Source organism: Nakamurella antarctica (assembly GCF_003860405.1).
GTDB lineage: Bacteria > Actinomycetota > Actinomycetes > Mycobacteriales > Nakamurellaceae > Nakamurella > Nakamurella antarctica.
The window spans coordinates 184,879-197,045 of the sequence record NZ_CP034170.1 but is presented as its reverse complement, the minus strand read 5'-3'; the positions used below and the strand labels follow the sequence as shown (position 1 = coordinate 197,045).

At 60.4% G+C, this 12,167-nt stretch carries 7 protein-coding genes; 4 read left to right on the top strand and 3 right to left on the bottom strand.

Annotated elements, in window-relative coordinates; genetic code table 11:
• The first annotated feature begins 112 nt into the window (after nt 1–112).
• Together pknB and EH165_RS00885 are read left to right on the top strand one after the other, a co-directional pair.
• On the top strand, nt 113–2,308 hold the full coding sequence (pknB, locus tag EH165_RS00890) for a Stk1 family PASTA domain-containing Ser/Thr kinase (protein ID WP_124797625.1): 2,196 nt from the start codon (nt 113–115) through the stop codon (nt 2,306–2,308).
• A 148-nt stretch (nt 2,309–2,456) separates the two neighbouring features.
• Complete coding sequence (locus EH165_RS00885; RefSeq protein ID WP_124797624.1) at nt 2,457–4,574, top strand: S1C family serine protease; 2,118 nt, start codon at nt 2,457–2,459, stop codon at nt 4,572–4,574.
• A 499-nt stretch (nt 4,575–5,073) separates the two neighbouring features.
• Here EH165_RS00885 and EH165_RS00880 read toward each other — a convergent pair whose 3' ends face one another.
• Nucleotides 5,074–5,301 (bottom strand): hypothetical protein, encoded by a 228-nt coding sequence (locus tag EH165_RS00880; RefSeq protein WP_124797623.1) that lies wholly within the window; start codon nt 5,299–5,301, stop codon nt 5,074–5,076.
• A 344-nt stretch (nt 5,302–5,645) separates the two neighbouring features.
• Here EH165_RS00880 and EH165_RS00875 point away from each other — a divergent pair, with 344 nt between their 5' ends.
• Entirely contained in the window at nt 5,646–9,836 is a 4,191-nt protein-coding gene (locus EH165_RS00875) for an SdrD B-like domain-containing protein (RefSeq protein ID WP_124797622.1), read from the top strand.
• Nucleotides 9,837–10,143: 307 nt separating this feature from the next.
• Nucleotides 10,144–10,353: a hypothetical protein gene (locus EH165_RS00870; protein WP_206426033.1), complete on the top strand. Its 210-nt coding sequence runs from the start codon at nt 10,144–10,146 to the stop codon at nt 10,351–10,353.
• Between the two features lie 10 nt (nt 10,354–10,363).
• On the opposite strand, the gene EH165_RS00865 is transcribed toward EH165_RS00870, so the two are convergent.
• Together EH165_RS00865 and EH165_RS00860 are read right to left on the bottom strand one after the other, a co-directional pair.
• Nucleotides 10,364–11,038, bottom strand: coding sequence for an aminodeoxychorismate/anthranilate synthase component II (locus EH165_RS00865; protein ID WP_239020635.1), 675 nt, complete (start codon nt 11,036–11,038; stop codon nt 10,364–10,366).
• A 105-nt stretch (nt 11,039–11,143) separates the two neighbouring features.
• Nucleotides 11,144–12,085 carry a fumarylacetoacetate hydrolase family protein gene (locus EH165_RS00860; protein WP_124797620.1) on the bottom strand — a complete coding sequence of 314 codons (942 nt, stop codon included), beginning with the start codon at nt 12,083–12,085 and terminating at the stop codon, nt 11,144–11,146.
• Nucleotides 12,086–12,167: the final 82 nt, after the last annotated feature.

Genomic DNA, 12,167 nt, shown 5'->3' with positions numbered 1-12,167 from the left:
TGGCGAAACCCCACAACCGCCAACCGCCCAGATCACCACGGGACCCACAAAGTGGGCCGGAACTGCAAGAATGGACTGTTGTGTTACTTAGAAGAGTAAATAAGGAAATCAAATGACAGCCCCGAAGATCTTCGGTGATAGATACCAGATCGGCGAAACGCTCGGTTTCGGCGGCATGAGCGAGGTACACCGCGGTCGCGATCTGCGTCTGGGCCGGGACGTCGCCATCAAAGTCCTCCGGGCGGATTTGGCGCGAGACCCCTCTTTCCAGACGAGGTTTCGGCGTGAAGCGCAGAATGCTGCCAGCCTCAACCACCCCGCCATCGTTGCCGTCTACGACACCGGCGACTCCCAGGGCGAAGGGGGGCTCGTCTCCTACATCGTGATGGAGTACGTCGACGGTCAGACCTTGCGTGACATCTTGCGAAAGGAAGGCCCACTCCCGGCCAAGCGCGCCATGGAGATCATGGCCGATGTCTGCGCAGCCCTGGATTTCTCTCATCGCCACGGAATTGTGCATCGCGACGTCAAGCCGGCCAACATCATGTTGACCAAGGCAGGCGCCGTCAAGGTGATGGACTTCGGTATCGCGCGCGCGCTCAACGATAGTCAGAACACCATGACCGCCACAGCTGCCGTCATCGGTACGGCTCAGTACCTCTCCCCGGAGCAGGCGCGCGGCGAGGCTGTTGATGCCCGGTCCGATGTGTATGCCACCGGCTGCGTGCTGTTCGAACTGTTGACGGGCCAACCGCCGTTCACCGGCGACTCCCCCGTGGCTATTGCCTACCAGCACGTTCGCGAGGACGCCAAAGCGCCCAGCGAGGTCAACCCTGCGGTGCCGGCAGAACTCGACGCGATCGTGCTCAAAGCGCTGAACAAGAACCCCTTGAACCGCTACCAGAGCGCCGCCGAAATGCGGAGCGACATGGTGCGCGCACTTTCCGGGCAAGCCGTGCACGCCACCCCCGTGATGAGCAACGACGAACGAACCGAACTCATGCGCGCCACGCCAGCGCGGGTAGGTAACGGCGCCGGCGTAGCAGCGCCGATGCTCGCCCCGCCGTCCCGTATCGCGGCCGTGGAAGCTGACTACGTGGACCCGGCAGCAAAATCTAAGCGGGTGTGGGGCTTTGTCGGAGTCGGCGCCCTCTGTATCGCGGTGTTGATCGCTGCGATCTGGGTAACCATCAGCGTGGCCAACCGACCCGAACCCGCGCAGCCGGCAAGGGTTCCCGATTGCCAGAATCTCACCAAGGAGCAGGCGGAGGCGGCTATTCGCGACGCCGGGTTCACCATCAATCCGCAGGATTTGACCGAAGAGGTCGACGACGCCAAGGTCGGTTTGGTGGTGGACCAGAACCCCAGCCCGAACACCCTGCGCGACACCTCCGAGCAGGTTCAGCTGACCATCGGTATCAAACGTGCACTCGTCGATGTGCCGAACGTCGTCAGCAAGACCAAAGAAGAAGTGGAAAAGATCCTCAAAGACGGGAACCTGACACCGGAATTCAGTGATGCCTTCGGTCCGGCGGGCTCCCTCGGGAAGGCACAAAGTCAGGATCCTGCCGAGGGCAAACTCGCGCCCGGTTCCATCGTCAAGGTGGTCATCGGTAAGGGGCCGGAGACAGCCACCCCTCCGGACTGGAACACCTTTAAGGGCAAGCCGCTCGCGGAAGCGAAAGCAGCGATCGAAGCGCTCGGTTTCACTACAGCGGTTGTTCCTCGGGCAGGAGTCGAACCGAAGGACACTGTCCTCGAAGTTGTGGGGGACCCGCCGAACGTGGCCGTGGCCAAGGGAAGCCTGGCCACCATCTACACCTCGGACAACTCGCTGTTCATCATGCCCAACCTCGAGAACCAGACGGCGGATGCGGCAAGTCAGCTTGCGATTCAAGCGGGGTGGACAGGCGGCACCGCGATAACTAAGCAGGATGTCGAGACTGCCAACCCTGCCCAAATCGGCAAAGTCATCCAGCAAAACCCCGCCACCGGGACGCCTTTCGTCAAAGTGGGCGCCATCAACGTCCAAGTGGGGGTGGAGAAGAAGCTCACCGTGCCTGGCGGAATCGTCGGTATCGGCGCCCAGGCTGCTGCGAATCTTCTTGCCTCCCAGGGCTTCACCGGCACGTTTACCACCGTCGATAGGGTGGTCGCCGATCCAGCTCAGGTGGGCTTGGTAGTGAGCTCCAACCCCACTTCCGGGTCTGTCGTGAAGTTCAACCAACCATTTGCCTTCGAGGTCGGCGTCCCGCCAGCCGCGCCTGCGACCCCGCCCAGCGGCGCACCGCCCACCCCGGGAGGCTGATCCCCACCAGCGACCACTGCCGCTCCCAGAATCTTCTGGGGGCGGCAGTCGTATGTTTGGGGCCGGTGCGGTGGACGGCTACCCAACTCTGAGCATCACCGCAGGTGGTCCCCATGCAACGCACACACTGACGGATCACCTTGGACACATGAGCGAGAACAACTTCCCCCCAGCGCAGTCCGACCACACCTCGTCCTCGAGCAGCACGCCGTCTGATCGCACATTCGGCGCCGGGGAGTCTAGCGCCGGCCAGTCCAGTGCCGACGAGTTTCGCAGCCCAGAACATGGCAGCCCAGAACATGGCAGCCCAGAACATGGCAGCCCGGTACATGGCAGCCCGGTACATGGCAGCCCGGTACATGGCAGCCCGACTCCCGTCTTCGAACCGGATCACACCGAACCACACGGCCCAAGTGCGGTTGCCGGGAACTTAGGGGGTCTGCGGCTCGATCAGCCCGACGGCGCGATCCCCGAGATCGGCGACGCTGACGCGATGGTTGTTTATCCCACTTCTCCGTCACCTATTTCGTCACCGGCGTATCCCGCGCAAGTTCGCTTCGACAGCCAAACGGGCCCTATCGGTCAGCAGTTCGATCCCCCGGTGCAAGGTCGCCCGTCTTACGGCGCCGCCTACCCCACCCCGTCGAACCCGGTCGAGTCCGAGCAGTGGGCACCCGCCCCAGGTTCGACCCCTGGCAGCGCCACTTCGGCCTACGGCTCCCACCCCTCTCCCGGGGCAGATGCGGGCTATGGCCCGCAGGGATATAACCCACAGAGCCGCGGCTCGCAGGGATACCAGCCGTCCGTCCGAGATGGAGCCGCCCCATCCTCCTATAACCCTTCTCCCTATGACGCGCCCGGTAATTCCGGTGGCTATCACCCCGCGGACCGCAGCGCCGCTGGCTACTACCCTGCGGCCTACAACACTGCTCGCCATCCCGCTACCGGTTACAACACCCAGACCGCCTACGTGCGACCGCAGGATGGGGACCCCCGCATCACCAGCGGGCAGCGCGCCGTGGGCGCAGGCTCGTTCCCGTCCTCGGGGTCCTACTCGGGACAGACCTCCGGGCCCCAGCACATCAGCGCCGGAACGCCTCAACAGCCCCCGGTAGCGGGTAAAAAGCGCCTATCAGCAGCCTTGGTCGGTGCAGCGCTGATAATCGCATTCGGCGCAGGGATCGGCGGCGGCTATCTGGGTGCTGGCATGTCCGGAAACAACTCCGCCGCGCCCGCTGATACCTCTCTCACCCAGCTCTCGTCGGCAGAAACGGCGAGCTCGACGGCGCCCGCCGGCAGTGTCGAGCAGGTTGCTGCGACCGTCCTTCCGAGCGTTGTTTCGGTTATTGCCACGTCACAAACGTCAGGAGGCGAAGGCTCCGGCGTCATCCTTACCAAGGATGGCTACATCCTCACCAACAACCATGTTGTTGCCGGAGCTACCGATCTGACAGTGCGGTTCAACGGTGGCACCACCGGTACCGCCACAGTGGTGGGCACCGATCCGACCAGCGACCTCGCTGTGATCAAGGTTGCTGACGTCACCGGATTAACGCCGGCGTCGTTGGGAACTTCCGGAAACTTGACCGTCGGGGAACCGGTGGTCGCCATCGGTTCTCCCCTAGGCCTTTCTGCCACCGTCACCACGGGCATCGTCTCCGCACTCAACCGGCCGGTGCGCACCGCGGCCGAGAGCGGTGGACCGCAGCAACAGCAGCAGCTACCCGGACAGCGCGGCCAATCGACTGCCGCGTCCAGCGATACCGTATTGAACGCGATTCAGACCGACGCTGCCATCAACCCCGGCAATTCTGGCGGGCCGCTGGTAGACATGTCCGGCAAAATCATCGGAATCAACTCCGCCATCGCCTCGCTGTCGACAGATTCGCAGAGCCAGTCCGGCTTTATCGGCGTCGGTTTCGCGATTCCGATCGACTCTGCCACCCGCGTCGCGAACGAGATCATCAAGACCGGCTCGGCAACCCATGCCGTACTCGGCGCCTCTGTTTCGGATGCCGCTGCTAGCAAGCTTGTGTCCACGGGAGCTCAGATCAGCAAGCTGACGGCCGCCGGGCCGGCGGAAACCGCTGGCCTGCAGGTGGGAGATGTGATCACCAAGGTTAACGGGATTCCCACCGAGTCCTCAGATGCGTTGGTCGCCACCATCCGCTCCGCCGCGCCCGGCGCGAAGATCGACGTCACCCTGCTACGCGGCACGGCTACCGAGACCATCACCGTCACGCTCGGGACATCATCTGCCTCCTAGCGGGTGAGTCGGCGTTCGATCACAAAATAGCCGGGTTCTCAATCTCTCGCTTTTGAAGGGGCCCAAGACCTTTTTGCTCCACTGCCAATACTGCACAATCAGCAAGAATTCGTCAGAGCACTTTAGTCGGCATGTACCTGCAAGCGACTGTTTCCGGTTTGATGATCGTGCTGGACGCTACTCCATCACTCCCATCGCTGTCGGCGGTTGCCTCAGAACCGTCCCATAGGTCCGTTCTGGACGGAGGCGGAGACAGGTTAACGGTTCGTGATTTTTGGTCCTCCTCGGCTTCCGCTTGGTACTGAAAGCGGCGCGGGGCGGCGCCGTCAAGCAGAAGTAGGCGTCTCCCCCGCCAAAGACATACCAAAAGAGGTGGGAGAAGCAGCGCAGCAACAATTGACGATCGAACAGCAGGCCACCCTCGCCGCCATCATCGCGCTGATCCATATTGTCCATTCAACCAAGGGAACAATAACGCTCAAATCAGGTTCCCGACGGTTTAATACCCCCAGCTACAACCAGCTGGCGCCGAGTGGGCTAACCCAATACGAAGCCCCACGAGCGCATCCCGCCTGCAGCGCTCGTGAAGAACTACTAGGACACCTCGATTGTCGTCGCCGGCCAGCTTGCGGCTCACAGCGGTACGTAATTCTTCGGCTTCGATAGTGCTTGTCGCCACAATGCGGCGACAAGCCTTTTCGCTGGTCCGCGGGAGTGTGTTTTCCATGAACCTCAACTTGACGGACCCCGAGCTGTTCTCCTCGATCCTTCTGCCCGCTGGGCAGGTTAATCCGCAGGCGGTTCTAGCGACGCAGACATACTCTGCCTCTTTCAGTCCACTAGTCGCCTTCCGTGCCTGCGCGTACACGCCGCGGTGGCCGCAAATCTAACTACTGTAAGTAACTGAAACGACCAAAACTCGATGTAATACCAGTCTAAAGAGGAATTTTTGATTCGTCCCGATGGCCTAGTATCAGCCTTACAGTCCGCAAATCTGACGTAAGGCAGGCCTTGTTCACATTCCCTTTCTCCCGATCCGCTCAACTACGAGCCACTGTGACAGTGGGGGTGATGTGCCTAGCTGCAGCGAGCCTGCAATTAGTCGCGGCTCCCACAGCAAGCGCCAACGAGCTTCAGGTACAGATTCAAAAACTCACCGACGGCACCGCGCCTTTTGAAGATTGGTGCAACGACGGCTCTGATGGCGTCGATGTTCCCTGTGTGGCAGGAAACAACGTCCAGGAGCCGGGTGATGACCTTAACGCCAACAACGGGTTTGTCCGCACCGGCGATTCGGTTCAATACAGCGTTGACTACTCTTTTAACCCGCCGTTCACCGGAGGTGACAATTTACTAACGGTGTCTTTATCTAACGGCGCATTGGTCGAAAAATCCTTCGCGATGTCAACGGACCCCGTCAGCGGCATCTGCAAAGGCGGCCTAACTTTCCTCACGCCGAGAACCGGATTTACCTGTAATTTAGGGCCGTTGACCGTAGCGACCACGGGCACCGTTCAAATGCCCGCGTTTATTCCAGTCTCCATGGGTGACGGTATTAGTTTCACCGCAACAGCGTCAGTGACCAATCTTGGCAGCGCGACATCTTCGCAAACTTCAGCGCCGGTGACTACATCAGCTGCTCCCCGCTGGGACTTAATTAAAGACATACCTGTCCAGCCCACCTTCGCCGCAGCGACGGAGACCTTGCCCGCCGGCTACGACGTCCTCTACACGATCGGTTTGAGGGCCGCCGACGCTGACACCAGAGGCAATTCGGCGCTGACCTCGCCGGTGACCACCAGCGACATTTTCACTACTTCCAGCACGATGGTCGAAAGTTGCAGCATCGTAAACAGCTCGCTGTTCAACGCGCCGCAGGTGGCGTCGGCGGCCACCCTCAATTGGGATTATCAAGTGCGGGATGCGAATGCAACGTGTGTTCAGGCGAACCCTGGCGCCCCCATCACTTTGACTTTCAGCCCCGATTTCGATAGGCCAGCCGCTCCGCCCACCAAAGACGTTTATGGCCAGAACCTGACCGCCGGTCACCTTGGGTATTACGCACTTGCGCAAGTGCTGCTCCGGGTTCCAGCAACTGATGTCGACGCGGCCACCGCCCCCGCCGGCGACGGAATCGGCACAATGTACTTCGGCAACGCAGTAGGAACCACCACCGCTGGAACCTGCACAACGCCCAACCCAGGATCACCATGGCTAGCCGGAAGTGGAGTAAACAATTGGGATCCGGCCGACACCGGGGGTAAGTCGAACTTCGGCAACGGCGCTGAGAGCACACTCAACAACGGGGTCTGCACCCAGCTTGACCTCAGAGTCAACGGTCGATACTACAAAACCGAAACTCGCGGGCTCGGCGTTGCGCTGGGTTCGAAATTTCAGAGCAGAATAGGGCTTATCAATCAAGGCGGCGCGGACTATCCGGCCGGCGTTCAGCTATGCGACAAATGGGAGAACGACAAATTTACCTTGGCTCGACCGAGCGGCTCATCTTCTAACGTTTTCGGTGTCCCCTTTTCTTCGAACCCACTCCAGTTTCAAAATAACGTTTCTTATAACGGGACCTATGTTGCAGAGTATGGAATTGGGCCTTGGGGAACTCATCGCACTGTCGCGACTGACAGCGAAGAATACAAAAGCCAATCCTCGAACGACTGCAGTGCCCCAGCTCCGATGCCAGGTGATGCAGACGGCTGGGTAACTGCCGCTGACGTCGACTTCACGAACTCAGGTCTAGGCGTTGTTAACGCCAAGGACCTCAACATGTCGCGGATTACCCTGCTGCAACCCGTGCCACCAGGGAAAAACGCCGGGTTCACATTCGTTTGGGAGCCACTAACCGGACCCAATGGCCAACAAATGCGCAACTACGCCGCATTCTCCGACACCGTCGGGGGCCCGACCCTGACGCCATGCACGAATTACCCAGATTGCACCGTACCGCTGGCATACACAACAAGTGCTGGCTTCAATTCTTCTTGGTGGACTTTAATTCGGGGCGCAGTCTTCGTCGGAAAGTCCAATGATGACGGCGCTGGGACTACTTACGGGGTAGGCGATAACGTCCCTTGGACTGTGACAGTCCAATCCCAGCCAGCGGAGTCGTCCGGGTACCTTTTCGAAGATGGCGCAGGCGCAGGCAGCACCAGTGACGTGACTGCCACAGACACATTGCCGCTGGGTTTCACTTATGTTCCCGGCAGCGCGAAATTTCAGACACCCCTGTCCTACCCCGCAGCACCAGCGACCGCAGAGCCGACTCTCGCCTTCGATGCGACAGGCCACCAAACTATGACGTGGAAGCTTGGCGATATGCCGTGGACGAAGAGAGCGGTTATCTCCTATAAAGCACAAATTGGCGGAGCAGTAGCAACTGGGAGCTACACAAATTATGTTTCCGTCAACTCGCCAGATAGGGCAGGACTTCCAATCCAAACCCCAGACGAAATCGGGGGATACAGCAATAATTACACCCTGTCAGCCAATACTGTCGACGTAAATGGCAGCAACCAAGCCGTGATTTCTAAAGCGGCCCTCACCCCGCTGCTTGATGCTGGCGACGTTGCAACCTACAAACTGGATTTCGCCAACAACTCCGCAACCGACCTGAACAGCTTCGACGCCATCGATATCCTTCCCTACGCTGGTGACACGCGGGGCAGCGTCGTTACCCCTGGAAGTCTCACTCTCAAAAACATCACACCTTCATCAAAAGGCGAGGTGGCGTGGGTTTCGACCACTGCGCCCGGCGCCCTGGACGCACTCGACGGCGCCACCCTCGACGGCCGGGTAGACCCCGCTTCTGCGGCCGCACTAGGTTCGACACAATGGCCGTGCACGTTCGCAGCTGTGGCGGCCTCAACCTGCCCCGGCGTCACTCTATCGGCGGTCACAGCTTTGCGCTTTGTGGGCAACAGCACCAACCCAGCTTTTCTGCCCGCAAAATCCGGAAACTTCAGCATTCTGCTGAACTTCCAAACCACGGCAGCCGCGAAGCCTGGGGACATTTACAAAAATTCTTGGGAAGCCCGATTCGGCGACATTGCTCTGCCGGTATTCTTCAGCGCCCAAATTCAGCCACAAATCCGACAGGTAGCCATCGGCGATTTCGTCTTTCTGGACACGAACTACAACGGGGTCGCTGATGCCGGCGAACCAGGAGTTCCGGGCGTCGCCGTCCAGATCTATGCCGCAGGAAAGGTGCCAGGTACTGATTCCCCCGCCGGCAGCGCAATCACTGGCAGCGATGGCCGCTGGTTCGTCAAGGGATTAGCCCCCGGCTCCTACTTCGTTTTCTTACCCTCCATTAATTTCGCAAATGGTGGACCGTTAGCGGGTAAAAAGGCCGCCCCCGCCGGCGTCGCCGATCCCAGCAACGGATCCGATGAAGGAAAAGATCATCAGGCCACCGGCGTCAACCCGGCGCTCAACGGCGTGAAGTCCGGTGTCGTCAGCTTGCTGACTGGGGGTTCACCCTTGGGGCAAACATCACCCAACAAGACAGATTTACCCGACAGGGATGTTAATCTGACGGTTGACTTCGGATTCGTTGGAGCCTCCAGCATTACGATCGACAAAACTGTTGGCGCTACCGGCGGACCATATAGCGATTCCTACTCCGTCGGCTTGAGCGGTCTCGTGCAATGGAAACTGGTAGTCACCAACAGCGGGCAGCAGACTTTGACATCGATCAAGCTCACTGATGCGACTCTGCAGGCATGCGTCGTCGCTCAGGTGATACCCGCTGCGCTCGATCCTGGAGCCTCGTTCACTTTCCTGTGCCCAGAATCAATCTCAGCCGGTTACGTCAATACAGCGACCGTCACGGCGATCGATTTGGAAAAGAACACGGTTACCGACGACGATCCCGCCCAGGTCACGGTAACGCCGCCCACAACCACGCCGCCCACAACCACGCCGCCCACAACCACGCCGCCCACAACCACCCCGCCCACAACCACCCCGCCCACTACTTCAACCCAAACACCAACTTCGTCGACGACACCGTCGCCGCCAATGAGCGCTTCCACAACGTCTCCCACCTCATCTACCGCACCAAAGTTAGACGGAGGCGGCAATAACACGAGCTCACTTGCAGTCGCGGGGGGTGCTGCCAACGGCAAACCACCGGCTCCAACGAAATACTTGCCCGAAACGGGAAGCCACACCGACACATTGTTGCCTTGGGCGCTGCTGTTGATGGGCTTAGGCGCTGGCACGCTACTCGTTGCTCGACGCCGCGCCTGACACGGGCACCACATAGAACATAAGCCTGCACCCGCCCAGCACCAAAGCTGAGCGGGTGCAGGTTTATGTCAGTATTCTGATCTGCTGCGTGAATTTCGGATAGCGGAATTTAATTTTTCGGTTTGCCGTAGCCAGCCATTGCGCGGCTCCCGCCCAGAAGGCGAGCCTGTATCAGCTGCATTTTGGATCTGTGCATCAGTAACCGTGGTCAGTTTTCTCGCGAATGGCATGTATGCTCTCGTCGGGCTCCGAACTGCGACCGGTGAGTCTCGGATTCCATCGATGTACGCATTGGCGAGAAGCATTGATGGCGCTTTCCGTCCTGGCTGTCACCGGCATGTTGATTGGGTCAATCGCGTCCGAAGCCGCAGCCGCACTGGCGATGATTCTGGTTCAGGGATTCGATGCGGCGATCGGTCGTATGATATCTGACAGAGTAAAGACATTCGGCCCGGCGATCACCGCGTTGGCCAACGCTGGGGCCCTCGTCTGGATGCTTACCTCCTGGCCAGCTTAGTAAACGTTTTTCAGAGCGCGGACACTCGAAGGGCTTCGACGTCCTGCTCGAGGGCCGCGACGGCGTCACGGGCCTGTGGAAAGCCGCATTCGGCTAACCAGGACGCCAACATCCGGTGGCCGCCCTGGGTCAACACCGACTCGGGATGGAATTGGACGCCTTCGATCGCGTACACCCGATGACGCAACCCCATAATCACCCCGCCCTCAGTCCGGGCCGTGACTTCCAGAACCTCGGGCACCGTGGAGTCAACGACGGCTAAGGAGTGATACCTGGTGGCAGTAAAGGGATCCGGCAGGTCCTCGAACACTCCGGCGCTGTTGTGGTGCACCAATGAGGTCCGGCCATGGAGCAGCTCGGGTGCGCGATCCACGACGCCGCCAAATACTTCCGCTATCGCTTGATGTCCCAAGCAGACACCGAGTACCGGGACCTTGCCCGCGCAGAACGTGATCATGTCTTCGGTGACGCCAGCCTCTGCTGGCACCCCGGGGCCGGGCGAGAGCAAAACCCCGTCAACGGAGCCACCGCCAGCGCCCAGGGTCAGCACTTCTTGCGGCGTGACCTCGTCATTGCGGCGCACCACGCAGGTGGCGCCGAGTTGCTCTAAGTACTGCACGAGGTTGTAGACAAACGAGTCGTAGTTGTCGACCACCAAGATCGTGGCGCGTGCGGGGTTGTTCACGAGGTCCAGTTTCCCAGATAGCACCCAACGCGGGTTACCCGGACCGATGTACCTGCAGGTCGCCATACGGAGATCCCAGCAGTTCGCGCGCAAAGGCCAGCGCAGCTAGGCAACACCACCAGCTCTATTCGGGCGGCGTGCGGCGATGGTCGCTACCATCTCCGAATCCGAGGTAGCGAGAACGAGGTTGGTCAGGGTCCCGATCCCCTCAATCGAGATCTCCACGCTGTCGCCTGGCATCAGAGTAAACGGGTCGGCGGGAACAAGGCAGGTTCCAGTCGAGAGGATCGCACCCTCCGGGTAAACCGCTGCTGTGAAGAGCGCGTCTACCAGTTCCTGGATGGTCCGCTTTAGCTTGGCGGTGCTGGTGCGATCGGACCAGATCACCGCGCCGTCGCGGGTAATGGTCATGGAGATTTCAAGGTTGTGCGGATCCACCGAGGAAACGGGGACCAACCATGGGCCAATCGCGCAACTGCCGAGATACACCTTCGCCTGCGGCAGGTATAGCGGGTTCTCGCCCTCGATGGACCGCGAACTCACATCATTGCAGATGGTGAGTGCGACGATCTCGCCGCGAGAGTTAACCACGAGCGCCAGTTCGGGTTCGGGGACGTTCCACCCCGAGTCGTCCCGGACCGCCACGGGATCACCGGGGCCACTGGCTTTCCAGCCGATACTCTTGAAAAACAGTTCCGGCCGGTCCGCCTCGTAGACCCGGTCGTACACGTCCGGCACAGCGCTCTCGGCAGTCCGGGCCTGCTGAGACTGAAGGTACGTCACCCCGGCTGCCCAGATTTCGGTGGTGGTATCGACGGGTGGGCACAGTTCGACAGCATTGGCGGCAAGGTCGATTTTTGGGTGCGGGCTGGCAAGCACCGACGCCAAGTCCGCGCTGGAAAGCGCCAGAAGGCTCGCCAATGACGTGTCCGCGGGCAGCCGATGCCACTGGGCGCCCTGCGAAAGGACCCACGCCGGGTCCGCCTCTCCCGCGATGACGACCTTCGCTACTGTTCCGTCGACTGACGCGATCTCGTTAACGCTCATCGGTGATCCACATTCCCTCACGGTGCCGCATCAGCTGCACCTCGTTTTCATTCCCGAACTGGCTTCCTCGCATTGGCGTCCA

Excerpts from the sequence above, each read along its gene's own strand:
- pknB (WP_124797625.1), top strand. The coding sequence starts at position 113 with ATGACAGCCCCGAAGATCTTCGGTGATAGATACCAGATCGGCGAAACG.
- EH165_RS00885 (WP_124797624.1), top strand. The coding sequence starts at position 2,457 with ATGAGCGAGAACAACTTCCCCCCAGCGCAGTCCGACCACACCTCGTCC.
- EH165_RS00880 (WP_124797623.1), bottom strand. The coding sequence starts at position 5,301 with ATGGAAAACACACTCCCGCGGACCAGCGAAAAGGCTTGTCGCCGCATT.
- EH165_RS00875 (WP_124797622.1), top strand. The coding sequence starts at position 5,646 with ATGTGCCTAGCTGCAGCGAGCCTGCAATTAGTCGCGGCTCCCACAGCA.
- EH165_RS00870 (WP_206426033.1), top strand. The coding sequence starts at position 10,144 with ATGGCGCTTTCCGTCCTGGCTGTCACCGGCATGTTGATTGGGTCAATC.
- EH165_RS00860 (WP_124797620.1), bottom strand. The coding sequence starts at position 12,085 with ATGAGCGTTAACGAGATCGCGTCAGTCGACGGAACAGTAGCGAAGGTC.